Annotated in this window: 23 protein-coding genes; 11 read left to right on the plus strand and 12 right to left on the minus strand. The window is 70.2% G+C overall.

Annotated elements, in window-relative coordinates:
- Positions 1-62 precede the first annotated feature (62 nt).
- Both ACXJKD_RS13085 and ACXJKD_RS13090 read left to right on the plus strand, forming a co-directional pair.
- Positions 63-1,100 carry a Vgb family protein gene (locus tag ACXJKD_RS13085; protein WP_457255051.1) on the plus strand — a complete coding sequence of 346 codons (1,038 nt, stop codon included), beginning with the start codon at positions 63-65 and terminating at the stop codon, positions 1,098-1,100.
- A gap of 56 nt (positions 1,101-1,156) precedes the next feature.
- Positions 1,157-2,020 carry an LLM class flavin-dependent oxidoreductase gene (locus tag ACXJKD_RS13090; protein WP_457255052.1) on the plus strand — a complete coding sequence of 288 codons (864 nt, stop codon included), beginning with the start codon at positions 1,157-1,159 and terminating at the stop codon, positions 2,018-2,020.
- Positions 2,021-2,146: 126 nt separating this feature from the next.
- On the opposite strand, the gene ACXJKD_RS13095 is transcribed toward ACXJKD_RS13090, so the two are convergent.
- The 4 genes from ACXJKD_RS13095 to ACXJKD_RS13110 all read right to left on the minus strand — a co-directional run bounded on the left by ACXJKD_RS13095 (position 2,147) and on the right by ACXJKD_RS13110 (position 6,073).
- The gene (locus ACXJKD_RS13095) at positions 2,147-2,929 is read right to left on the minus strand and encodes an anti-sigma factor (protein WP_457255053.1); all 783 of its coding nucleotides are present in this window, start codon (positions 2,927-2,929) and stop codon (positions 2,147-2,149) included.
- A complete protein-coding gene (gene sigK / locus ACXJKD_RS13100; RefSeq protein ID WP_457255054.1) occupies positions 2,926-3,474 on the minus strand; it encodes an ECF RNA polymerase sigma factor SigK in 549 nt (182 codons plus the stop codon). The genes ACXJKD_RS13095 and sigK overlap by 4 nt, the downstream gene beginning before the upstream one ends.
- Before the next feature lie 72 nt (positions 3,475-3,546).
- Positions 3,547-4,176, minus strand: a complete 630-nt coding sequence (locus ACXJKD_RS13105; protein ID WP_457255055.1) for a fasciclin domain-containing protein — start codon at positions 4,174-4,176, stop codon at positions 3,547-3,549.
- A gap of 259 nt (positions 4,177-4,435) precedes the next feature.
- Entirely contained in the window at positions 4,436-6,073 is a 1,638-nt protein-coding gene (locus ACXJKD_RS13110) for a molybdopterin-dependent oxidoreductase (RefSeq protein ID WP_457255056.1), read from the minus strand.
- Positions 6,074-6,153: 80 nt separating this feature from the next.
- Between ACXJKD_RS13110 and ACXJKD_RS13115 the strand changes: the two genes are divergently transcribed.
- Positions 6,154-6,378 carry a hypothetical protein gene (locus tag ACXJKD_RS13115; RefSeq protein ID WP_457255057.1) on the plus strand — a complete coding sequence of 75 codons (225 nt, stop codon included), beginning with the start codon at positions 6,154-6,156 and terminating at the stop codon, positions 6,376-6,378.
- Positions 6,379-6,441: 63 nt separating this feature from the next.
- Positions 6,442-7,986 (plus strand): amidophosphoribosyltransferase, encoded by a 1,545-nt coding sequence (gene purF / locus ACXJKD_RS13120; RefSeq protein WP_457255058.1) that lies wholly within the window; start codon positions 6,442-6,444, stop codon positions 7,984-7,986.
- Here purF and ACXJKD_RS13125 read toward each other — a convergent pair.
- From ACXJKD_RS13125 to ACXJKD_RS13135, 3 genes are all read right to left on the minus strand, one after another.
- The gene (locus tag ACXJKD_RS13125; RefSeq protein WP_457255059.1) at positions 7,983-8,591 is read right to left on the minus strand and encodes a hypothetical protein; all 609 of its coding nucleotides are present in this window, start codon (positions 8,589-8,591) and stop codon (positions 7,983-7,985) included. The genes purF and ACXJKD_RS13125 overlap by 4 nt on opposite strands.
- Positions 8,592-8,594: 3 nt before the next feature.
- Positions 8,595-8,813, minus strand: a complete 219-nt coding sequence (locus ACXJKD_RS13130; protein WP_457255060.1) for a hypothetical protein — start codon at positions 8,811-8,813, stop codon at positions 8,595-8,597.
- Between the two features lie 178 nt (positions 8,814-8,991).
- Positions 8,992-9,864, minus strand: coding sequence for a hypothetical protein (locus tag ACXJKD_RS13135; protein WP_457255061.1), 873 nt, complete (start codon positions 9,862-9,864; stop codon positions 8,992-8,994).
- A 96-nt stretch (positions 9,865-9,960) separates the two neighbouring features.
- Between ACXJKD_RS13135 and purM the strand changes: the two genes are divergently transcribed.
- From purM to ACXJKD_RS13155, 4 genes are all read left to right on the plus strand, one after another.
- Entirely contained in the window at positions 9,961-11,076 is a 1,116-nt protein-coding gene (gene purM, locus ACXJKD_RS13140) for a phosphoribosylformylglycinamidine cyclo-ligase (protein ID WP_457255062.1), read from the plus strand.
- A 73-nt stretch (positions 11,077-11,149) separates the two neighbouring features.
- The gene (locus ACXJKD_RS13145) at positions 11,150-11,641 is read left to right on the plus strand and encodes a hypothetical protein (RefSeq protein WP_457255063.1); all 492 of its coding nucleotides are present in this window, start codon (positions 11,150-11,152) and stop codon (positions 11,639-11,641) included.
- Positions 11,642-11,797: 156 nt separating this feature from the next.
- Positions 11,798-12,283, plus strand: a complete 486-nt coding sequence (locus ACXJKD_RS13150; protein WP_457255064.1) for a hypothetical protein — start codon at positions 11,798-11,800, stop codon at positions 12,281-12,283.
- An 8-nt stretch (positions 12,284-12,291) separates the two neighbouring features.
- Positions 12,292-12,810: a hypothetical protein gene (locus tag ACXJKD_RS13155; RefSeq protein ID WP_457255065.1), complete on the plus strand. Its 519-nt coding sequence runs from the start codon at positions 12,292-12,294 to the stop codon at positions 12,808-12,810.
- On the opposite strand, the gene ACXJKD_RS13160 is transcribed toward ACXJKD_RS13155, so the two are convergent.
- From ACXJKD_RS13160 to ACXJKD_RS13175, 4 genes are all read right to left on the minus strand, one after another.
- Positions 12,807-13,349 carry a cysteine hydrolase family protein gene (locus ACXJKD_RS13160; RefSeq protein ID WP_457255066.1) on the minus strand — a complete coding sequence of 181 codons (543 nt, stop codon included), beginning with the start codon at positions 13,347-13,349 and terminating at the stop codon, positions 12,807-12,809. The genes ACXJKD_RS13155 and ACXJKD_RS13160 overlap by 4 nt on opposite strands.
- Positions 13,346-14,836, minus strand: a complete 1,491-nt coding sequence (locus ACXJKD_RS13165; protein WP_457255067.1) for a purine-cytosine permease family protein — start codon at positions 14,834-14,836, stop codon at positions 13,346-13,348. The genes ACXJKD_RS13160 and ACXJKD_RS13165 overlap by 4 nt, the downstream gene beginning before the upstream one ends.
- A 156-nt stretch (positions 14,837-14,992) precedes the next feature.
- Complete coding sequence (locus ACXJKD_RS13170) at positions 14,993-15,190, minus strand: DUF3073 domain-containing protein (RefSeq protein ID WP_140739237.1); 198 nt, start codon at positions 15,188-15,190, stop codon at positions 14,993-14,995.
- 221 nt (positions 15,191-15,411) lie between these two features.
- Entirely contained in the window at positions 15,412-16,608 is a 1,197-nt protein-coding gene (locus ACXJKD_RS13175) for a Glu/Leu/Phe/Val dehydrogenase dimerization domain-containing protein (RefSeq protein ID WP_457255068.1), read from the minus strand.
- A 173-nt stretch (positions 16,609-16,781) separates the two neighbouring features.
- On the opposite strand from ACXJKD_RS13175, the gene ACXJKD_RS13180 reads away from it, so the two are divergent.
- The 3 genes from ACXJKD_RS13180 to ACXJKD_RS13190 all read left to right on the plus strand — a co-directional run bounded on the left by ACXJKD_RS13180 (position 16,782) and on the right by ACXJKD_RS13190 (position 18,697).
- Complete coding sequence (locus ACXJKD_RS13180; protein WP_056922026.1) at positions 16,782-16,970, plus strand: BldC family transcriptional regulator; 189 nt, start codon at positions 16,782-16,784, stop codon at positions 16,968-16,970.
- 85 nt (positions 16,971-17,055) lie between these two features.
- Positions 17,056-18,186, plus strand: coding sequence for a CaiB/BaiF CoA transferase family protein (locus ACXJKD_RS13185; protein WP_457255069.1), 1,131 nt, complete (start codon positions 17,056-17,058; stop codon positions 18,184-18,186).
- 121 nt (positions 18,187-18,307) lie between these two features.
- Entirely contained in the window at positions 18,308-18,697 is a 390-nt protein-coding gene (locus ACXJKD_RS13190; RefSeq protein ID WP_457255070.1) for a hypothetical protein, read from the plus strand.
- 166 nt (positions 18,698-18,863) lie between these two features.
- Here ACXJKD_RS13190 and ACXJKD_RS13195 read toward each other — a convergent pair whose 3' ends face one another.
- Positions 18,864-22,136: a response regulator gene (locus tag ACXJKD_RS13195; protein ID WP_457255071.1), complete on the minus strand. Its 3,273-nt coding sequence runs from the start codon at positions 22,134-22,136 to the stop codon at positions 18,864-18,866.
- Between the last annotated feature and the right edge of the window lie 771 nt (positions 22,137-22,907).

Below are 22,907 nucleotides of genomic sequence, written 5' to 3' on the forward strand. Positions count from 1 at the left end.
GCTTTCCAGGCCGTGGTCCGCCACAGTGGAGTGGTCGGCGTTTGGCGCCGCAGGAGGTCACCATGCGGTTGCGTACGCGTCCGCGAGAGGCAGTGTGGGTGGCAGTGGTGGTGGCAACGTGCCTGACCGGCGCTGGCTGCGCAGCCGAGGGTGTCACGCCGGCGAGCCTGGTCAGGACAGGTTCGACGAGCGCCACGCCACCGGTGACCCCGGGATGGCCGCCGGTCACGGACCTCCTCAGGTCCGGAGGAACGGCTCTCCCCGTCTACGACGCCGACTGGGTGCAGGTGATCGGGGATCACGCGTGGACCGCCTTGGGCTCAGGCGTCGTCCAACAGCTCGACGGTGCGACGGGCAAGGAGCGGACGGGTGTCAAGGTCGCCGGCGGGACCTGCACGGCCATGGACGGCGGTCCGGAGGCGCTGTGGGTGGGCATCTGCACGTCACCGTCGAGGCTGCTCCGGATCAACCCCGCCAGTGGCCAGGTCGTCGCGCGGATCCCGTTGCCCGGCTTCGTGATCGCGGAGGAGGGTTCGGTGGCCAGTGGCGAGGGGGCGGTCTGGGTGGTCGGCAACGCACCCGACCGCCAGCTGTGGCGCATCGACCCCAAGACGAACCGGGTCGTGTCGCGGACCCACGTCCCGGAAACCGTGGTCGCGGCGCGCGCCGGTCTGGGCGGCCTGTGGCTGACCGACCCCGTCCTCGGAGTGCTCCTGCGCCTCGACCCCCGCACCCAGAAGACGGTGGCCACGGTGAAGGTCGGCGCGGGCGCTCGCTTCTTCGCGGCGGGTGAGGGCGCGGTCTGGGTGCAGAACAACGGCGACGGCACGGTCTCCCGCGTCGACCCGGCCACCAACGACGTGACGGCGACCATCACGGTCGACAGCGGCCCCGTTCAGGGCGGCGACCTCGCGGTGGGTGGTGGTTTCGTGTGGGCACGAGTCAGTGACGCCCTGGTGGCCAAGATCGACCCGGCGACCGACACGGTCGTCGCGAGGTACGGACCGGCCGGCGGGAGCGGGAGCGTGGCCGCGGACGACGCGGCGGTGTGGATCTCGGCGCACGACATCGACGTCGTCTACCGCCTTCCGCTGCGCTAGCCGCAGCCAAGAGGCGCGGTATGCCGCGTGGTGACCACGCGGCATACGCTCGCCGCATGCGCTTTGGCATCACCATCCTCCCCGAACACCGCTGGACCGAGGCCGCCCCGCTGTGGCGGCGGGCGGAGGAGTACGGCTTCGACCATGCTTGGACCTACGACCACCTCGTGTGGGCCGGGCTGCCGGACTCGCCGTGGTTCGGGGCACTCCCCACCCTGCCCGCAGCGGCAACGGTCACCACGACGATGAAGCTCGGCACCTTCGTCAGCTCGCCCAACTACCGCCACCCATACGTCTTCCTGCGGGATCTCCTTGCGCTGGACGACATCTCGGGCGGTCGCCTGCTGTGTGGTCTCGGGACAGGCGGTGACCTCGACGCAGGGATCCTGGGCGAGGAGCAGACCGTCAAGGAGCGGGTCGACCGGTTCCACGAGTTCGTCGAGGTGCTCGACCGGCTGTTCCGCGCGGACCACGTCGACCACACCGGGGCGCACTACCGCACGGTCGACGCCCGCACCCTCCCCGGATCGGTGCAGCATCCCCGGGTGCCGTTCGTCATCGCCGCCAACGGGCCGCGGTCGCTGCGGCTGGCGGCCAGGCACGGCCAGGGCTGGGTGACCTACGGCAAGGGGGGCGACACCCTGGACGAGTGGTGGAGCGGGATCGCGGAGCTGTCGGCCAGGCTCGACGCCACGGAGGCGGACGCGGGACGACCGGCCCCGCTGGACCGCTACCTCTCGCTCGACGGGGCGCCGCGGTTCTCGCTCGAGAGCGCGGGGCTGTTCACGGAGCTGGTGGGGCGGGCGGGTGAGCTGGGGTTCAGCGACGTCGTGACGCACTGGCCCCGACCCGAAGGGGTCTACGCCGGCAGCGAGGCCGTGCTGGAGGAGGTCGCTGGGCTCCTGCCGTCCCTCAGGTGACCGAGGTCAGCCGACGTGCTCCTCCCCACCACGACTCCTGGCCACCCATCTCGCACGAGAGTGCCCAGGAGGCCCTTCGGTGCGGCACGGGTGGCCAGAAGTCGGATCGGTCAGGTAAGGCTCCTGCTACGTGAAGCTGAACAGCGCCACCGGTGCGGTCGTCGGTGCGCGAGAGCCACCAGCCGGCTCCACCGTGATCCCCGCGCCGGTCGCCGTCGCAGCGTCTCCGTCGAGCAGGATCGTCACCGTGTCGGCTGTCCCGTGGGGCATCAACCCGGCGCTGACCATGCCCCGGTTGGGCTGGTCGAGCCAGAGCTGGAAATCCTTGCCGTCGGGCGCGGCCGGCATGTGGTCGGCGATGATGACCGCCTTGCCGAGGGATGCGCTGCGCACGATGGTCGCCTTGGCGCCACCGATGACCTTCTCGTAGCGCTGGGCGTCACTGGCCGCGAGCACCTGCTCGGTGACGGTGCCACCGGTGCCGTTGTCCCACGGGCTCCAGGCGATGCCGCCGACGAGCAGGATCGCGGCAGCCGCTGCAGTGGCCAGCCAGGCGGTCACCCGACGTCGGGGGCGGAGCTGGACGACGGTGGTGTCAGTCGGCGTCGGCGCATCAGCCGTGGACGACGGTCCGCCAACGGGCCCAGAGGCGACTGGGCCAGTGGACTGCGCCTCGAGAGGGGGGAGCGGCCGCACCGTCTTGATGCCGGCCAGGACCGCGCTGCGCATCGAGGCAGGAGGTACGGTCTCGGTCATGAGGGAGAGCTGGGTCGCGGCCTGCTGGAGGGAGGCCACCTCCGCCTGGCACTCGGGGCACTCGGCGAGGTGCAGCTCGAAGTCGCTGCGCTCCTGCTCGTCGATGGCGTCGACTGCATAGGCGCCGACCAGTCCGTGGATGTCGGCACTCATGATTGCACCCCCATGCTGTCTCTCAGGCGGATAAGTCCGTCGCGTATTCGGGTCTTGGCAGTGCCGAGTGGCACCCCCAGGAGGGAGGCCACCTCGGTGTGTGTGTAGCCACCGAGGTAGGCGAGTTCGACCGCCTTGCGCTGGGTCTCGGTGAGCGAGTCCAGCGCGTTGCGTACTCGTTGGGCGTCCAGGCGACGTTCGACCGTCTCGGCCGTCTCGTCGTAGGTGCGCTCCTGGTTGCGTGAGCCGTAGGTGTCCTCACGGTCCGTGGACGCCTGCGCGGACCGCACCCGGTCGACCGCCTTGCGGTGCGCGATGGTGAGCATCCAGCTCACCGCGCTGCCCCGCGCGGGGTCGAACCGGGCGCTGGTGCGCCAGATGTCCAGCAAAGCCTCCTGGGCGACCTCCTGCGACTGCGCCGGATCCCGCACGACTCGGAGCACCAACCCGTAGATCCGGGCGGACACCGCGTCGTACAGCTGGGCGAAGGCGTTCTCGTCACCCAGGGCGCTGGCTCGGAGGAGGCCGGCCAGGTCGGTGCCCACGGCAGCGCCTCCCCAAGAGGGTTGAGGACCTGAGGGGGTTGCTGCCATGGGCACCATCATCGCTGATCAGTCTCAGCCGGGGAGGAGAACGCCGTCGATGATGTAGACCGTGGCGTTCGCGGTCTGCACGTTGCCACAGATCACGTTGGCCTCGCCGACCTTGAACGACTCACCCGAGCCGGTCACCTTGATGGTGCCGCCGCCGAGGGTCTTGTGCTCGCCGGCGAGCATCTCCGGGGTGAGCTTGCCGGGGACCACGTGGTTCGTGAGCACCTTGGTGAGCAGACCCTTGGGGTCCTTCATCGCGGCGTCCATGGTGGCCTTCGGCACGGCGGCGAAGGCGTCGTTGCTCGGGGCGAAGACGGTGATGTCCTTGGCCGAGTTGAGCGTCTCGCCGAGACCGGCCTCGGTCACCGCGGTGACCAGGGTCGACAGGACGGGGTTGTTGCTGGCGGCGGTGGCGACCGGGTCGGTGGCCATGCCGGAGAAGGAACCCTTGCCGTCCGCGGGGACCGCGGAGCAGCCGGCGCCGAACGGCTTCGCAGCCATGTCCTCGGTGGTGCTCGACGAGGAGCTGGACGACATCGGGGAAGACGAGGTGGACGAGGCTGCCGTGTCGGAACCGGAGTTCCCACAGGCGGCCAGGCTGAGCGGAAGGGCAAGGCTGAGGGCAGCAATGGTGCTGCGGCGTGCGAGTCGCATGATGGTGGCTCCTTGGTGTGGACTGTCTGACACCCGGTATTCGGACCTACCCCATGGGTGGATTGGGCGTTTCGAAAGTTTTTCTGCCACTTGGGAATTCGTCTGGTTGGCCCGGGTCGCCGACCCGCCCTGAGCCCCGGTCTGGCCGGGCACGACAAAGCCCGGCGCCGCACGACCAGACGGGCGGCACCGGGAGAGTGGGGCCTGCGGGCGGGGCTGCGCGTGCAAGCCCCGCCCGCAGGGGTCGGGAGGTCCAGGGTCAGGAGATGAGGACCACGATCGAGTGCCAGCCGGAGGCGCCACCGGGGAACGGGTCGGCCCGCTTCTCGGTCTGGAACTCACCGGTGCCGTCCTTGGCGCGGACCGTCAGGTCGTGCCGGCCGGGCTTGGCGTCCCACACCCAGAACCACTGGCGCCAGTAGTCGGTGCCGCCGTCGGGTCCGAGGGTTGCCTTCTCCCAGGGACCGCCGTCGACTCGCACCTCGACCTCGGTGATGCCCCGACGCTGGGCCCAGGCCACGCCCCCGACCGCGATCTTGCCGGCGGGCTGGGTCGCGAGACCGGCAGGCGTGTCGATCCGTGCCTGGGTCTTCACGGTGCCGTCGATCAACCAGTCGCGCTTGGTCCAGTAAGCCTGGTCCGCGGCATACGTCGTCGCGGTCAGCTTGGTCAGCCACTTGGTGGCGCCCACGAAGCCGTAGAGACCCGGCGTGACCATGCGCGCTGGGAACCCGTGCCGCGCAGGCAGGGGCTCGCCGTCCATCGCCACGGCGATGATCGCGTCGCGGTCGTCGGTCAGCGCCTCGATCGGGGTCGAGATCGTCATGCCGTCGGTGGACTCGCTGAGGATCTGGTCGACGCCGTCCTGGACGCCCGCGCGCTCCAGCAGGTCGCGCACCCGCACGCCGAGCCAGCGGGTGGACGAGATGTAGGGGCCGCCGACCTCGTTGCTGACGCAGTTGAGGGTGATGTCCTTCTCGATCATGGGCATCTTGAGCAGCTCGTCGAACGTGATCGTGAGCTTGTTGTCGACCTTGCCGTCGATCTCGAGCTTCCAGTTGTCGACGTCGATGCGCGGGATCACCAGGGCCGTGTCGACCCGGTAGAAGTCCTTGGTCGGCGTGCGGAACTGGCTGATGCCCTTGACCTTGCCCTCGAGCCCGGTGGGGAGCGCCGTGAGCGGGTTCTGCGGCGTGGGCAGCGCGATCGATGACGGGTTGGTGGCCGGCACGGCGAGCTTCTGGCCCAGGGCACCCAGCGCTGCGGCTCCGACCGTGACCCCGGCGGCTCCCAGCAGGAAGCTGCGGCGGGCGGGCGTCCCGGCCGACCCCTTCGCGTATGCCGTGTGGTCCAGCGGCGACTCGGGCGTCGTGTCTCCCCTGCTTGCCGCGGGCAAGCCGGACGAGCCGGACGAGCCGGTCAGCGCACCGGGGGTGGGCAGGTTCGGGATGAGGGCCCGCAGGCCGGTGATGGTGATGACGCCGACGATCGCCGTCACGAACGCGGGCACGATGTCAAATGGTGCGGAGGCCGGACGGAACCACGCGGCCAGGCCGGCCAGCGAGGCCAGGCCGACGACGAGGATGGTGGCCAGGCTCGGCTTGGACTTCGACACCAGCCCGATCGCCGCAGCGGCGATGACGACCACGAGGGTGACGCTGCCCAGCAGGATCGGCTTGTCGGCGGTGCCGAAGTTCTGCACCGCCCACTCCTTGACCGGCGTGGGCGTCGCGTCGATGACAGTTGAACCCACGGCAAGCACGGGCGAGGCAGCAGGATTCACGAATGCTGCGACGAGGTGACCCACCGCCATACCGGCCGCAGCCGCGAGCACGCCACTGACGGCATACATGGCTCGCTGGCGTCGGGCGCCCGGTATCGGTGAGTGGTGTTCCATAGTTGCTATTCGTACTCGCACCCCAGCCGGATGGGGTGCCCGACCCGATTACGGGCTGGTGACGCGGGTAGCGTGAGCACGTGCCTCCCACCCGCCGATACCCGAATTTCGTCGCCTTCATCGCGACCGGAGCCATCGTCGGCTTCGTCGCCGGCTCGGCGGTCGCCTACTTCAGCGACGACTCGACGACGTACGGGCACGACTACAGCGTGACCAGCGGCGTGCTCTTCCTCGGCGTGACCGGCGCGGCCCTGTTCGCGCTGCTGGCGGCCGTGGTGGCCGTGCTGCTCGACCGACGCAGCTGATCGCCACGCGGCGCGCCCGGACGGGCGGACGGCGCCGCCGGGGACTGTGGGAGACTGGGGCACGTGGCACGCGGCGACGGACAGCTCTCGCATGATCTGCTTCCCGGCGAGAAGGGCCCGCAGGACGCCTGCGGGGTCTTCGGTGTCTGGGCTCCCGGCGAGGATGTCGCGAAGCTGACCTACTACGGCCTCTACGCCCTGCAGCACCGCGGGCAGGAGTCGGCCGGCATCGCGACTTCCGATGGTCGCTCGATCCTCGTCTACAAGGACATGGGCCTGGTCTCCCAGGTCTTCGACGAGCGGTCGCTGGCCTCGCTGCGCGGTCACCTGGCCGTCGGGCACTGTCGCTACTCGACCACCGGCGGGTCGACCTGGGAGAACGCCCAGCCCACGCTCGGCGGACATGCCGAGTCCACGGTCGCGCTGGCCCACAACGGCAACCTGATCAACTCCGCGGAGCTGCGCGAGATGGTGCAGGACCGTCGAGCGGAGGGCTACGGCGCCGACGGTGGCGAGCTGGGTCGCGGCAACACCACCGACACCGCCCTCGTCACGGCCCTGCTGGCCGACGACCCCGACCGTTCGCTCGAGGCAGCTGCGCTCGACCTGCTGCCCAAGCTCCGCGGCGCCTTCTGCTTCGTCTTCATGGACGAGCACACCCTGTATGCCGCCCGCGACCCCCAGGGGATCCGTCCGCTGGTGCTGGGTCGCCTCGAGCGCGGCTGGGTGGTGGCCTCCGAGACGGCCGCGCTCGACATCGTGGGCGCGTCGTTGATCCGCGAGGTCGAGCCGGGCGAGCTGATCATCATCGACGAGGACGGCCTGCGCTCCCAGCGGTTCGCCGAGACCGACCGCAAGGGCTGCGTCTTCGAGTACGTCTACCTGGCGCGACCGGACACCACGATCAACGGCCGTGGCGTGCACGAGTCGAGGGTCGAGATGGGTCGCACGCTGGCCCGCGAGCACCCCGTCGAGGCCGACCTCGTCATGCCGACCCCCGAGTCGGGCACCCCGGCGGCGATCGGCTACGCCCAGGAGTCCGGCATCCCCTACGGCCAGGGCCTGGTCAAGAACTCCTACGTCGGGCGCACGTTCATCGCCCCGTCGCAGACGATCCGCCAGCTCGGCATCCGGCTCAAGCTCAACCCGCTGCGCGAGGTGATCAAGGGCAAGCGGCTCGTCGTGGTCGACGACTCCATCGTGCGCGGCAACACCCAGCGTGCCCTCGTCAGGATGCTCCGCGAAGCCGGAGCGGCAGAGGTGCACGTGCGGATCTCGTCGCCGCCGGTGCGCTGGCCCTGCTTCTACGGCATCGACTTCGCGACCCGTGCCGAGCTCATCGCCACGGGGATCGGGGTCGAGGAGGTCTGCACGTCGATCGGTGCCGACTCCTTGGGCTACATCTCGGAGGAGGGCATGGTCGCGGCGACCGAGCAGCCCGGCGACTCGTTGTGCACGGCGTGCTTCACGGGCACGTACCCGCTGGAGCTGCCCGACGCGAGCCGGCTGGGCAAGAACCTCTTCGAGACGCTCCCCATCGACGTCGACGTGGACGGGGTGTCCCTCGGCGTCGGCGGCGGCGCCGAGGACGCCCTCACCCGCCCCTAGCGTCCCCCTTCCACCCCCCCTTCCACCGGTTCGAGGTAATCCGCCACCGGATCCCGGTAGGCAATTACCTCGAACCACTGAGTTTCGAGTGGGCGCGGCAGACCTGGTCCATGTGCCGTGCCGGGCCCGACCCGGCGAACGGCTTGCCGGCTGGGCTCTGGCAGTCCGCGGCCACGGCACATCGCGGCGAAGTCGAGCTCACCCAAGGACTGGGCGCCGTCGGCGATGTCACGCGCCAGCAGCTTGATGAGCCGGCGGCGGTTGCGGCCCTGCGTCAACCGGCTCGCCTCCACCAGCTGACGTCCCGTGCAGAGGCCCTGTTGGACCGGCATGACCATCACCAACGCGGCCTGCCGATCGCTCTTGGCCCACCGGGCAGCCCGGACCGCGGCGACGGCGGGCCGAGTGCGCGGGACGCCGCTCGTCAGGATCTCGTCAGGCACCCGTCGGATCACCTTGTGGATCCGCAGGCCCCGCACCGAGTGGATGGCGGCCGTGTGCGTGACCGAGACGTGAAGCAGCGTCTCGGTGAAGCCGACCAGACCACTCGCGTGCAGGGCGGTGACACCGTCGAGCGCAGCGATCCCCGTGCCGACCTCCCACACGGCTCACCACCGGTCCGCTCGATCGGCCAGGTCGCTGGTGTGGACTGCCACGGTCTGTCGCCCGTGACACTTCCACCGTCCGGCTCGGACCTCACGACGCACCATTCGGTCGTCGACCCCGATGGTGGCAAGCAGGTCTCGCGACAACGCGCCGCCGTGTTCCTCGGCAAGGTTCGTCGCGGCATACCGGCGGTCGGACGTCGAGGGGGCGCGCGTGAGCATCGCGCCACGCTCCCCCGTCGCGATGGCCCGCGGGGCACCGCCGCAGGGGACCTGTGGACGAGCTCGGTGCAGCCGTCGAGCTGTGGACGGTTGGGCCCCTCCGCTCCCTTTCCTTCCCCCTCGTTCGAGGTATTCCACGACTCGAATCCGGTAGCGGAATACCTCGAACCGGGAACCCTCAGGCGCCGGCGACGGGGGCGTCCTCGCGCCGGGGCTCGCGCCAGAGCTCGAGGGTCTGGGTCAGCCAGAACGTCCCGAACTGGGCGATCAGCGCGGCCTCGAGCCAGAACACCCAGTGGTCGAGCCAGCCCAGCCACGGTCCGGTGATCGCGATGGCGGCGATCGAGGCGACCATCAGCACGAACCCCCAGAAGTAGCGGTTCCAGAAGTGCGCCCGCACCGGCCGCCCGTCTTCCTTGGCCTGCTTGTGGGCCAGCCCGCGACCGCTGACGAAGACGACGGCAACGATCGCGACGAACAGCAGGATCGCGGCGGTGTTGTGTCCGTGGCACATGAAGGCGCCACGGTTGAAGAGGTAGAACCCCGCCAAGCCCAGGAACGCCACGACCGAAAACGCCAGCGCGGCGCCAGCCCCCTTCGACAGGGCCTTCTCCGACGCCGGCGTGGCGAACACCTGGATCCCCATGACGATGACGAAGGCGACCACCGCGATGGCCATCAGCGCCGTGACGTTGTTGCTGATCGCGTCGCGCACGTCCTGCGGGATCGCGCTGGCCACGCAGTTCTCCTCCGGCCGCGTCGGCACGAACCCCACGATGAAGGCGAAGAACCCCGACCCGTTGAGGAGCACGTCCTCCACGTCGGTGTTGCCCTGGTAGACGATCAGGCAGGTGCCGATCGCGCAGAGGCTCGAGACGAAGACCGCGCGCACCGGCGTGTAATAGGAGGCGCTGATCGACTGGAGCATCTGGCCGCTGGCCGAGTTGATGTACATCGTCACCGAGACGAAGAGCAGCAGCACCAGGAGCACCATGGCCAGACGCAGGTACCGGTAGGTGCGCAGGAGGTCGAACTGGTAGCTCGTGGACATGGCTGATCCCCTCATGAGAACGGTCCCTGCACCACTGAAGAGGAGGGGCCCACGGGTGGGTCTGATACGTCAGTCCCGGCGCACTAGGCTGGGCGGGTGAGCGAGCCGATCACCTATGCCTCCGCCGGTGTCGACGTCGAGGCCGGTGACAAGGCCGTCGAGCTCATGAAGGCGTCCGTCCGTCGGGCCACGCGTCCCGAGGTGCTGGGCGGCCTGGGTGGTTTCGCCGGCATGTTCGACGCGTCGGCGATCGCCCGGATGACCCACCCCGTGCTGGCCACCAGCACCGACGGCGTGGGCACCAAGGTCGCGATCGCCCAGACGCTCGACCGGCACGACACCATCGGCTTCGACCTCGTCGGCATGGTCGTCGACGACATCGTCGTGTGTGGCGCCGAGCCGTTGTTCATGACCGACTACATCGCCACCGGCAAGGTCGTGCCCGAGCGGATCGCGGCGATCGTCACCGGCATCGCCGCGGCGTGCGCCCAGGCGCGGGTGGCCCTGGTGGGTGGCGAGACGGCCGAGCACCCCGGACTGCTCGAGCCCGACGAGTACGACGTGGCAGGTGCCGCGACAGGTGTCGTGGAGTATGCCGAGGTGCTGGGTCCGGATCGCGTGGTGCCCGGCGACGTGGTGCTGGCCCTCGGGTCCAGCGGGCTCCACTCCAACGGCTATTCGTTGGTGCGCAAGGTGATTGGCTCTGCAGGCTGGCAGCTCGACCGCCATGTCGAGGAGTTCGGGCAGAGCCTCGGCGAGGAGCTGTTGACCCCGACGCGGGTCTACTCCGCCGACCTGCTCGACCTCATCCGCACCGACGGCATCGACATCCACGCGTTGTCCCACGTGACCGGCGGCGGGCTGGTCGCCAACCTCGCGCGGGTCCTCCCGCCCACCGTCTTCGCCCGGCTCGACCGCTCCACCTGGACCCCGCCGGCGGTCTTCTCCGTGATCGGCTCGCTGGGTCAGGTCCCGCGCGCCGACCTCGAGCGCACGCTCAACATGGGGGTCGGCTTCGTCGCGATGCTCCCGGCCGACCAGGTCGACGCGGCCACGCGCGAGCTGGAGGCACGCGGCATACCGGCGTGGCCGCTCGGCGAGGTGACCGCGGCGGAGGACGCCATCGTCGACGCCGCCCACGAGGTCGTCCGCGGCGCCAAGGGCGTCGAGGGCGGCGCCGTCCAGCTCGTCGGGGACCACCCGGCCGCCTGACGACGGTTCCGCCTGACGACGGTTCCGCCTGACGACGGTTCCGCTCGGCGTCGCCCGGTACTACCGTCGGTCTGTGTGGGCTCCTGACGACGAGGACCAGACGGTTCGGCAGTACCGCTTCCTCCTGCGCACCGCGCCCCTCGACGCCCTCGAGGCGGGTCACGTCGAGGCCCTGACGCCGATGTGGCGCTCGCGTCGTTCGGTCGTGCTGCGCGCGGTCCAGGAGGGCCTCGTCGCCGGTGCGCGCCTCGACCCCGACGATGTGCGGCGGCTCGCCCACCTCATCGTGCTCGGTGAGCGCCGCCGCCCGGGTGACTTCCTGGCGGCCTGCCCGCGGGCCGTGCTGACCCCGCTGGCCGGGGCGGTCATCCTCAGCGAGGCCATGTTCGGGCGGTTCGGCGGGTATGCATCGTGGGACGGCGCCGAGCCCGACCTCACGGAGGACAGCGAGTGGGCTGACGGCGGGTTCGGCGAACGCTGGCACGACGCGCTGACGAGCCACGTCAGCTACCTCACCGCGACCGGCGGGCCGAGCTCGGCGGACGCGGCGTTCGGAGGAGTCTGACGCATACGTCCCCTCGGGCACGATCTGCACCGATTTGCCCCTGATCGGCCTGTCCACTCTGCACCCATACGCCGCGCACGCCTCATCCGTCTGAGGGAGTCCAAGAGCGCATTCTGGGTGAGCCGATCCGCGCCGGCTCTGCCTACCGTCGGACACGTGGGCATCTTCAAGCGCCGTACCTCCGAGCCGCCGGGCCCGGTCGAGCGCCCGCAGGTCCGTCAGTACCGCTACCTGCTCCGCTCGTCCGACCTCCCCGCGCTCGAACGACTCCATGCCGAGGCGCTGGCCACGCTCGACGTCCTGATCCGCGCCCATATCCTGCGCACGACCCAGGACCGCCTGCTCAGCGGCCGCGAGCTCACCGTGGACGACATCCAGGGACTGGCGCGCCTGCTCGCCAGAGGTGAGGCGCAGACCCCGGGCATCGTCGTGTCGGCCCTGACCGAGGCAGCCCTCGAGCGCCTCGCCTTCCGCGTCACCACGCTGCCCGGCGCCGAGCCCCTGCTCGAGGGCTATGGCGGCTGGGACGGGGTCGACCGCCAGCCGGCTCGACCGCAGGAAGCCAGCGACACGCACCCGGTCATCCGGGTGGCCCCACAGCCTGCCGCTGTCGGCGCCCCACGGAGCCTCGCCAGCCCTTAGCATCAGGCATGGGGACAACATCAGGTCTGGGGACACCGACGCACCAGCCGGAGGACCAGACCGTCAGGCAGTACCGCTTCCTGTTGCGGACGGCCCCACTGGACGCACTCCAAGCCGCCCACCACGAGGCCCTCGACCACCTCGCCGAGGGCCAGCGCGCGCTGGTCCTGGCCGCCGTCCGCGACGGCCTCGTCGCGGGGCAGCGGCTCACTCCGGGCGACACCGCCGCGATCGCGCGACTGGTCAGCATCGGCGAGCGGCGCGACCCGCGGGCCTTCCTCGACGCGTGCGACCCGACCGTGCTGCACGCCCTCGCCGAGGCCGTCAACCAGGCCGAGGCGGCCTTCGGCCTCTTCAGCGGGTATGCCGCGTGGGACGGTTCCGACCCGGCGCCACGGGACTCGGGCGTCGACCACGGTGGCGACGGCGCCCAGGAGGTGAATGGTGTGCAGGTGAACACTGCACGTGAGCTGGCGCGCATCCACGCAGCCCAGACCGGTGTGGGGGCGGGCGGTGCCGGCTTCTAGCCGAGCACCTCGTCGGTGGTCGCCAGCCTGACCAGCGGTCCGTAGAGCGACATCACGTCCAGCGCCTTCTGGTGGTTGTCGTCGGTCGATCCCGCGCAGGCATCGGTCACGACCGTCACCGCGGCGCCCGCGTCGGCGGCGGCCAGGACCGTCGAGATGACGCAGCAGTCGGTCGCCACCCCGGCCACGACCAGCGAGGGTTGCTCGCCGACGACCGCCCGCAGGTCGTCGGTCCACTTGCCGAAGGTCGTGGCGACCACGGTGCGCGTGGCCAGGGGCGCGACCTCGTCGGTCAGCTCGTAGAGCCGGCTGTCACCGGGCTCGAGCGCCCACGGGAACTCCTCGTAGTAGGGCACCCACGCCCCGGTCGGCGTGGTCGGGGCGACGAACCTCGTGAAGACCGCCCGCTCGCCGAAGGCGGGGACGAGCCGCACGACGTTGGCCGCCGCCGCGGCATACCGCGGAGCGCACCACGCGCTCGACGGGTCGCCGAAGACGCGCTGCAGGTCGATCGCCACCAGCCACCGGCGATCGGTCACGTGCCGACTTCCTGGCGTCGGACGGTGCCGCGACGCGCGACGAGGGTCACCAGGAACGAGAGCACCAGCGCCAGCAGGACGCCGAGGTTGGCGTAGGGCCAGGTACCGTCCCAGTAGGGGCCTGCGGGGTCGTCGACGAACGTGCCGAGGCCCAGGGGTTCGATCAGGTAGCCCTGCCAGTTGTTCCAGGACGCGTCGCCGGCGAAGCTGTTGACGACCAGCCCCCAGCCGAGCACGGTGGTCACGACCATGGTGCCGATCGAGGTCCAGTCCCAGGTCCCGTAGCGACCGCGCGCGTCGAACAGCGCGTCGTCGTCGTAGTCGCGGCGGCGCAGGACGAGGTCGGAGATCATGATGCCGGCCCAGGACGCCAGCGGGACGCCGAGCGTGATGAGGAACGACTGGAACGGGTTGATGAAGCTCTCGGCGAAGAACACCACCCAGATCGTGCCGAGCGTGAGGATGACCCCGTCGATGAAGGCGGCCCGCGGTCGCGGGATCCGCACGCCGAGCGACAGCAGGGTCAGGCCCGACGAGTAGATGCCGAGGACCGCCCCGCTCACGAGTGCGAGGATCGCGGCCACGAGGAAGGGCAGCAGGAACCAGGTCGGCAGGATCGTGGCGAGCGTGCCGATCGGGTCGGCCTGGATGCCGGCCCGCAGCTTCTCGTCGGAGCCGGCCAGCAGGAGCCCGTAGATGACCAGGACCGTGGGGGCGAGCGCACCACCGAAGGTGTTCCACGCGACGATCGACGCACCCGAGGCGTCCCGACGCTGGTAGCGCGACCAGTCGGCGGCGATGTTGATCCAGCCCAGGCCGAAGCCCGTCATGACGAGGACGAGGGCGCCGACCACGGCACCCGTGGAGCCGCTCGGGAGCGCGTTGACGGCGGTCATGTTCACGTCGTCGACGGTCAGGGCGATGTAGACGATAGTCGCGATCCCCGTGATCCAGGTGAGGTACGACTGCAGCCTCATGATGATGTGGTAGCCCGCCACGGAGGCCGCAACGATGAGGGCGGCCACGACGACGCACGCCACGATCTTGGTGCCGGTACCGCCGCCCCAGCCGAGCTGCTTGAAGATCGTGGCGGTGGCCAGCGTCGCGAGGATCGCGAGGAAGGTCTCCCACCCGATCGAGGTCAGCCAGGAGATCACGCCGGGGACCTTCTGCCCGGTCACGCCGAAGGCGGACCGCGACAGGATCATGGTCGGTGCCGAGCCGCGCTTGCCGGCGATCGCGATCACCCCGCACAGCAGGAACGACACCACGACCCCGACGACGGTGACCAGCACGGCCTGCCAGAAGGAGATGCCGAACCCCAGCACGAAGCCGGCATAGCTGATCCCGAAGACAGAGACGTTGGCCGCGAACCACGGCCAGAAGAGGTCCTTCGGACGGGCCGTGCGGGCGGCCTCGTCGATGATCTCGATGCCGGTCGTCTCCACACCCAGTCGCTGCGTCTCAGCGCGCGTGTCAGTGCTCATGACGCGAGCGTAGTGCTCAGGACACGCGCACAGACCGAGGCGCCGCGGCACCATGACATGAAGGCGCAGCGACATGGCCGCACGCCGCAGCGCGGCGGAGGTGACACACGAGCCCGAGGGCCCGCGCATGAGGTGGTGGTCAGTCAGGCCGTCAGGTCATTGCTGACCCGAGGCCCACTTTCCGTACTCGTCGTACTCGTCCTCGCCCACGGAGCTGTCGGAAACAGGTTCCGGCTCCGCGTAGGAGGACCCGTGCAGTTCTCGCTCAAGTGCCGTCAGGTCGGTGTTGGGAGAGAAGTACTTCAGCTCCCGTGCAACCTTGGTCTGCTTGGCTTTAGCCCGGCCGCGCCCCATGGCGTGACCCCCTCATGCGTCTGCCGGGACGGCATCGCCTAGTCGAGTCACCTCAGTCGGTGCCTCGGCTCCGCGGAGCGGTCCCGGGAATCGTGTATATGTCGTGGGGTCAACGCTACATGAGCGGCGCAAGTTCTGTGGCGAGACCCTCGTCTCACCTCGCCGAAAACACCCGTTCGGCGAGGGCTGACCGGCCGGAACGGCAGGTCAGCCACCTGGCCTCAGCGCGCCGGCAACCAGATGCCGGCCGCCTGCTTGGCGGCCATCCGCTCCTCGGCGATGTGGTCGGCGGCCGCGGCGGGCGTGATCCCACGCTCGTCGGCCGTCCGGAGCACCTCGAGGGTGTGGTCGAAGATCGCCGTGGCGCCCTTCTTGGCACGCTCGAAGTCGAAGCCGTGCAGCTCGTCGCTGACCTGGATGACGCCCCCGGCGTTGACGAGGAAGTCGGGGGCGTAGGTGATGCCGCGCTCGCGGAGGCGGTCGGCGGTGCCGCCCTCGCCCTCGGTGACGAGCTGGTTGTTGGCTCCGCCGCAGACCACGGTGGCGCGCAGCGCCTCGACGGTCGTGTCGTCGAGGGCGCCGCCGAGCGCGCAGGGCGCGTAGACGTCGATGTCGGAGGTGACCAGCGTGGCCGTGTCGGCGACCACCTCGATCTCGGGGTGGGTGTCCTTGAGCGCGGCGAGGGCCTGCTCGTTGACGTCGGTCACCACGACGGAGGCGCCGTCCTCGAGCAGGTGGCCGGCCAGGATGCGCCCGACCTTGCCCACCCCGGCGATGCCCACGGTGCGTCCCTTGAGGGTGGGCTGGCCCCACAGGTGCTGCGCGGCGGCCCGCTGGCCCTGGAAGACGCCGAAGGCGGTCAGGACCGAGGAGTCGCCGGCCCCGCCATTGGCCTCGGAGCGGCCGGTGGCGAAGCGGGTGGTCTCGCTGACGACATCCATGTCGGCCACGTAGGTGCCCACGTCACAGGCGGTGACGTAGCGGCCGCCGAGGGACTCGACGAAGCGGCCGTAGGCGCGCAGGAGGTCGGGGGTCTTGTCCGTGGCAGGGTCGCCGATGATGACGGCCTTGCCGCCGCCGAGGTCGAGGCCGGCCACGGCGTTCTTGTAGGCCATGCCCTTGGAGAGGCGCAGCACGTCGGCCAGGGCCGCGTCGTCGCTCTCGTAGGGGTAGAACCGCGTGCCGCCCAGAGCCGGCCCGAGGGCCGTGGAGTAGATCCCGATGATGGCCCGTAGCCCGGTCTGCCGGTCGTGGCAGAAGACGACCTGCTCGTGCGCGGACGTGTCCGTGGGGGAGAGGGCGGGCGGGGCAGTGGTCAGGCTGGGGAAGGGCGACGAGGACGCGGTCACGGTGGTGACTCCTTGAGCTCGGTAGGGCGCAGGGACGGGGAGGTCGGCGCGGATCGCGCGCCGGGTCAAGCGTATGCCCCCTCGAGACCGACCCCGCCCCTCCGGTTCCGCCCCCTGCCCGGTCACAGGGTGGTCCTGTGACTAGTCCCAACGGGCCATATCGGATGACCCGGTTGGAATGTTCCCAAAGCGTCCTTCTTGTCCGATTATTGGAGGACGTCCCCTGCACTAGGAGTTATGTCATGGTTACTCGCACCACCGAGGTCGAGAAGTTGCTCACCCCCGCGGAGGTGGCGTCCCTGTTCCGGGTCGATCCCAAGACGGTGACGCGTTGGGCGAAGGCAGGGAAGCTCAACTCCATCCGCACGCTCGGCGGCCACCGCCGCTACCGCGAAGTCGAGGTTCGCGCACTGCTCTCAGACGTCCTCTGACCGAGGGGGCGCGTCGGGAGCAGGGCCCGACGCGCAGTCTCGTCTCAGGAGCTCACGTCGAGTGAGCGACGGTACGGTCGGTCCCATGGATTCGAGGGCTGACTCGACGCGCCGTCCAGGCCCTCTCGCAGGGGTGCGAGTCGTCGAGGTCGGCGGCATCGGTCCGGGGCCGTTCGCGGCGATGATGCTGTCCGACCTGGGCGCCGATGTCGTGCGCGTCGACCGACCCGAGGAGGATCTGCGTCCCACCCATGCCGTGCTGCTCAGGGGCCGGCAGTCGGTGGTGGCCGACCTCAAGTCGCCCGACGGCCGGGCCGTCGTGCTCGCGCTCGTCGACCGCGCGGACATCCTCGTCGAGGGGTTCCGCCCCGGGGTGGCCGAACGACTCGGCTTCGGACCCTCCGTCGCGCTCGAGCGCAACCCCCGGCTCGTCTACGGCCGGATGACCGGGTGGGGCCAGGACGGCCCGTATGCCGCGTTGGCCGGGCACGACCTCACCTACCTCGCGGTCGCCGGGGTGCTCGACGCCTTCGCGGGCGCCGACGGGCGGCCCGTCCCCCCGCTCAACCTGCTCGGCGACTTCGGTGGCGGCGGGATGCTGCTGGCGCTGGGCGTCGTCTCCGCTCTGTGGCACGCCCGCGAGTCGGGCCAGGGCCAGGTCGTCGATGCGGCCATCGTCGACGGACTGGCCGCGATGACCGCGATGCACCAGTCGATGCTGGGGTCGGGGCTGTGGCCGGCGGCGCGCGGCGCCAACCTGTTCGACGGTGGTGCGCCGTTCTACCGCTGCTACCGCACCGCCGACGGCCGCTGGCTCGCCGTGGGGGCGATCGAGCCGGTCTTCTACGAGCGCTTCGTGGGTGGACTCGGGCTGGACCCTGCGGAGGTCGGTGCTTCCCAGCTCGACGCCGAGCAGTGGCCCCGGGTGGCCTCGCTGTTCGCCGACCGGATCGCGGCGAAGCCGCTCGCCGAGTGGGTGACCGTCTTCGCCGACCTCGACGCGTGTGTGGCGCCGGTGCTCACGGTGCAGGAGGCCCGCACCGACCCGCACCTGTCCGCGAGGGGCGCATATGCCGCCGTCCCCGGCTCCCCGAATCTGGTCCAACCAGCCCCTGCGCCCCGGTTTTCGGCCACTCCCACCACTGCAGGCACACCCGCCACAGAACCCGGGGCTCATACCGACGTCGTAGAGCGCGAGCTGGGCTTGACACGTTAGGGGGAGGCGCTGTCCGCCGAACGGACGAGACAATGGTCAAGGGATGGCAAAAAAATGGTTTCGAGAGTCGATTTCGCGCTTCTATCAGGGGTAAGCCCTCACCACCCCCATTGGAGCCATCGTGATCAACAGCCTCGGCACTTTCCTCCAGGAGCAGCTCCGCGTCCTCGGATGGAGCCGCGCGACGCTCGCCACGCGCACCGGCCTGGACGAGTGGACGCTCGAGGGAATCCTCGACTCCCCGGTCCTCCCGGAGTGGCCGCAGCCCGATGACATGCTGGCCCTGTCCCGCGCCCTGTGCGTCTCCGTCCGCGAGATCGCCCTGCGCGCCGCCGAGGGCTCCGGCCTCTCCGTCCTGGGTGGCATCGACCACAACGAGGCCCTGATGCTGGCCACCAATGACGAGCTCATGCGCGAGGTGCGACGCCGTCTGGCGCTCGGTGCCCGCACTGGCCAGTACCTCACGAGCGCCGGCCAGCAGGTGAATGCGGACACCGCCCAGTCGGCTTGAGCGTCGGGTCGCCAACCCCCAAGGTGATCCGTCGATGCAGGACCCAGACCCGCCCATGAGCCAGACGGGAACCTGGCAGCACGAGTAAGTCCCTTTCAACGAAGCCGCCGGTCACTCCCCCTGTGACCGGCGGCTTCGTCCTGTCACGGGTCTCGTGCCGGCTAGGTCAGGACTCGCGGCGCAGGACCACGGCGAAGGACTCGAGCGCCTTCACCGCGGCGTCGAGGGCGCGTTCGACAGCCACGAGGGTCGGCTGCTCGACCACGACACCGTCCTCACCGAGGTCCTCGACCTCCTTGCAGAGGGCCGCGAGCTGGGTCGCGCCGAGGTTCGCCGCGCTGCCCTTGAGGGCGTGCGCGGTCCGGCCGAGGTCGTGGGCGGAGCCCGCCTCGCGGGCCTCGCGCATCCCGGCCAGGGTGGCCCGCGCGTTGGGCCCGAACCGGTCGATGAAGCGCAGCAGCATCGAGGGGTCGCCGGGGTCGAGGTCGAGGAGCTCCTCCAGCCTGGAGGCGTCGAGCACCGTCGTGTCGGCCAGCGATGCGAGCCGACGACTGTCGGGCGCCTCGTCGTCGACCACGGTCTCGCCCGAGGCGGGCACCCAGCGGTCGAGCGCCTCGCGCAGCAGGGTCACGTCCACCGGCTTGGTGAGGAAGTCGTCCATGCCCGACTCGAGACACCGCTCGCGCTCGCCGGCGATCGCCGCGGCCGTCATGGCGATGATGGGGGTGCGGTAGTGGCCGTCCTCGAAGGACCGGATCATCCGGGTCGCGTCGTAGCCGTCCATCTGCGGCATCTGGCAGTCCATCAGCACGGCGTCGAAGCTGCCGTCGCCGGACTGGAACGCGTAGTAGCCGGCCAGGCCGTTCTCGGCGACGGTCACGGCATACCCGAGGCTCTCGAGGATGCCGACGGCGACCAGCTGGTTGACCTCGTTGTCCTCGACGACGAGGACGTGGCCCCGCGAGCCCGCGGGCGGGCGGCCGGCGGAACGCCCGGCAGCGTCCTCGCCCTCGGAGGCCAGGGTCTCGGCGCGGTCGCCGGCCACGTTGGCCAGGGTGTCGAGGAGGCTGGAGGGGAGGACGGGCTTGGTCAGCGACACGGTGATCCCCGCGGACGACAGCACCTCCGGGTCGAGGTCCATCGCCGAGGTGAGCAGGATGATGCGGGTGTCGGCGAAGCGGCCGTCTCCGCGCACCATCCGGGCGAACTGCTCGCCGTTGACGCCGGGCATGACGTAGTCGAGCAGCACGATGTCGAACGGCACGTTGCGACGGTGGGCGTCGTCGAGCAGGCCGAGGCCCTCGACGCCGGAGGAGGCGATGGCGGCCTCGATGGACCACCCCGCCAGCTGCTCCTCGAGGATGAAGCGGTTGGTCTCGTTGTCGTCGACGACCAGGACCCGCAGTCCTGCCACGTCGGGCAGCGGCGGCCGCTCGTCCTCTCGCTCGTGGGCCGGCTCGAAGCGGGCGGTGAACCAGAAGGTGCTGCCGTAGCCGGTCTCGCTGTTGACCCCGATCTCGCCGTCCATCTGCTCGACGATCTGGCGGCTGATGGCCAGTCCCAGGCCGGTGCCGCCGTACTCGCGGGTCGTGGAGTTGTCGCCCTGGGAGAAGGCGGTGAACAGCCGGTCCTTGACCTCGGGGCTCATGCCGCTGCCGGTGTCGCTGACCTCCACCCGGATGACCGTGCTGCCGTCGTCGTGGGTGGACTCCACGCTGGCCCGCACGACGACCTCACCGCTGGAGGTGAACTTCACGGCGTTGGAGGTGAGGTTGGAGATGACCTGGCCGAAGCGCACAGGGTCTCCACAGACAGCGCGTGGCACGTCGGGCAGGCAGGTCACGGCGAGCTCGAGGTCCTTGGCGCGGGCGCGCTCGGCCATCAGCGTGGTGCTCTGCTCGACGATGGCGCGGGGGTCGAAGTCGACCGCCTCGAGCTCGAGTCGCCCAGCCTCGATCTTGGACAGGTCGAGGATGTCGTTGACGAGCGCGAGCAGGGCGCGACCGGCGCCGTCGATCCCGTCGGCGAGCCGGCGCTGGTGGGCGGTCAGCTCGGTGCGCCCCAGGAGCTCGGACAGGCCGATCACGCCGTTGAGGGGCGTGCGGATCTCGTGGCTCATCGTCGCGAGGAACTCGGACTTGGCGAGCGACGCGCTCTCCGCGTTGTCGCGTGCCTGACGGAGCTTCTCGGCCGCGAGCTCGCGCTCCGCGACCCGCGCGAAGATCGAGGTCGCCCGGGCGACGGTGAGGCCGTCGGTCTCGGTCGGGGGAGTGTTGGCCCGGGTGTCCATGACGATGACGCAGGCGGCCCGTCCTTCGGCGACCACGGGTGCCGCGACCAGGCTGGTGCCCTCGGTCGTGAGCGAGGCGTGCGGCGATCGGCTGCTGACCGCCTCGTGGGCGAGCCGTTGGGCCTCCACCAGGTCCTCGTCCGGCACGGGGCGGGTGTCCGCGGGCACCGGGACCAGGTTGTCGTCGGAGTCCACCACCCAGGCGGCCACCGACTGCCACCCGGTGTGGGTCGTCACGAGGTCCATGATCTGGGGGATGACCTCGGCGAGCGTGGTGGCCTCGTTGGCGGCCGTGGCCATCGCGGTCAGCAGGGCCAGGGCCTGCTCGGCGTCCTTGGTGTCCGTGACATCCTGCGACGTGCCGCCCATGCGGACGATCGCGCCGGTGTCGTCGGTGCCGACCTGGCCCCGGCCACGGATCCACGCGATCGAGCCGTCTCCCTTGAAGATCCGGGCGTCGAACTCGAACTCGCGGTTGCCCTCCAAGGCGTGTTGCACGGCCTGGGCGGCGACGTCGCGGTCGTCGGGGTGCATCCGGTCGAGAAAACCTTGGTAGTTGGGGACGAAACCCTCGTCCGGGATGACGCCGTAGATCCGGTAGAGCTCGTCGGACCAGGTCACGACGTCGTTCACGACGTCCCATTCCCAGCTACCGATCTTGGCGATCCGCTGGGCCTCGGCGAGCTGGGTCTCGCGGCGCTGGAGGGTGTCGATGAGGCGCCGCTGGTGGCTGTACTCCGTGACCCGGTGCAGCCACCCGACGTGGTGGCCGTCGTCGTCGTTGATGGGCGTGTGGCTGACGAGGGCCCAGAAGCGCTCGCCGTCCTTGCGCAGCAGGCTGCACTCGAGGTTGCTGCCACTCTCGCGGCTGGTCTCCAGGTCCTTCAGGTGGTGCTCGAACTGTGCCTGGCCCTCCTCGTCGAGGGTCTCGAAGACCGACAGCCCCGGCATCTCCTCGGGGGCGCGACCGAGCATCTGCGCCATGCGCGGGTTGGCCAGCACCGTGTGGCCCTCGTTGTCGAACACCCAGAGGCCGTCCGGCGACGCGTCGACGAGCCAGCGGCTGAGGTCGCCGTGGCTGCTGGCGTCGCGGAGGTCTCGGCGGTCGCCGGTACGGGCGCCGAGGTGGCCGAGCTGTGGATCCTGCACACAGCGAGTTTGGTGCATCGGGCTGTGGAAACCCACTCGAACACTCGGATCGTCGGCACCGGCCCTCATCGCGCGAACGAACCCGACCCGGCGTTGCCGGCGTCACACGCTCCGGGAACGGCGAAGCCGCAGTTCAGCGTGCTGCTGACCTGCGGCTTCTGGAGGGTGGCCAGGGGCGGGGTCGAACCGCCGACCTTCCGATTTTCAGATGTCGGCAGCCGTGCGCGCCGGTCTGTAGGAGCGCTGCATGGTGCCGCCTTTGGGCACCTCAAGTGCAGTTCCAGCTGGTGGTGTCTGTGCGCGTTGCTGTCAGTGCTGCTGTCACACGATCTCAAGCTCTCGCCGCCGAATGCGGGGTCGCTCGCCTTGCGTGGAGTGCGTGGTGGCCCTCCAGGTGGGAGTGTCCCCTCTTCGTCCCGAGCTTCAGGCACCGTGTGCGTGCAGCTAAGGTATGGAGCGGGTGTCATGAGGTGAGAACGCTCGCAGGGGGCGCTGCGCGCACTCAGTGCCCACGTGGGCGTCAGCATTCTAAAACCACTAACATGTAAGCCGTGCTGACATGTGATGTCAACTAATCGGCGCTTTTCTTATCCGGTTCGGCGCTTTAGCGTCGCGCCATGACGAAAACTTGGGGTGACCGGCGAAACGACTCGCTTCCTCTCGCTTCGCGATCGGGCAGTTTGGTCGGTTCGGTCATCGACTCCTCGACGTCTCTTCTGGCCCGCCAGACGCATGACATTGTCAGGTTCGCGATGGGGGCTCCGAGCGACG

This window comes from Pedococcus sp. P5_B7, assembly GCF_054049895.1.

Coding starts and splice junctions, on each gene's coding strand:
- ACXJKD_RS13085 (WP_457255051.1), top strand. CDS start 63: ATGCGGTTGCGTACGCGTCCGCGAGAGGCAGTGTGGGTGGCAGTGGTG.
- ACXJKD_RS13090 (WP_457255052.1), top strand. CDS start 1,157: ATGCGCTTTGGCATCACCATCCTCCCCGAACACCGCTGGACCGAGGCC.
- ACXJKD_RS13095 (WP_457255053.1), bottom strand. CDS start 2,929: ATGAGTGCCGACATCCACGGACTGGTCGGCGCCTATGCAGTCGACGCC.
- ACXJKD_RS13105 (WP_457255055.1), bottom strand. CDS start 4,176: ATGCGACTCGCACGCCGCAGCACCATTGCTGCCCTCAGCCTTGCCCTT.
- ACXJKD_RS13110 (WP_457255056.1), bottom strand. CDS start 6,073: ATGGAACACCACTCACCGATACCGGGCGCCCGACGCCAGCGAGCCATG.
- ACXJKD_RS13130 (WP_457255060.1), bottom strand. CDS start 8,813: ATGCTCACGCGCGCCCCCTCGACGTCCGACCGCCGGTATGCCGCGACG.
- ACXJKD_RS13135 (WP_457255061.1), bottom strand. CDS start 9,864: ATGTCCACGAGCTACCAGTTCGACCTCCTGCGCACCTACCGGTACCTG.
- ACXJKD_RS13155 (WP_457255065.1), top strand. CDS start 12,292: ATGGGGACAACATCAGGTCTGGGGACACCGACGCACCAGCCGGAGGAC.
- ACXJKD_RS13165 (WP_457255067.1), bottom strand. CDS start 14,836: ATGAGCACTGACACGCGCGCTGAGACGCAGCGACTGGGTGTGGAGACG.
- ACXJKD_RS13170 (WP_140739237.1), bottom strand. CDS start 15,190: ATGGGGCGCGGCCGGGCTAAAGCCAAGCAGACCAAGGTTGCACGGGAG.
- ACXJKD_RS13180 (WP_056922026.1), top strand. CDS start 16,782: ATGGTTACTCGCACCACCGAGGTCGAGAAGTTGCTCACCCCCGCGGAG.
- ACXJKD_RS13185 (WP_457255069.1), top strand. CDS start 17,056: ATGGATTCGAGGGCTGACTCGACGCGCCGTCCAGGCCCTCTCGCAGGG.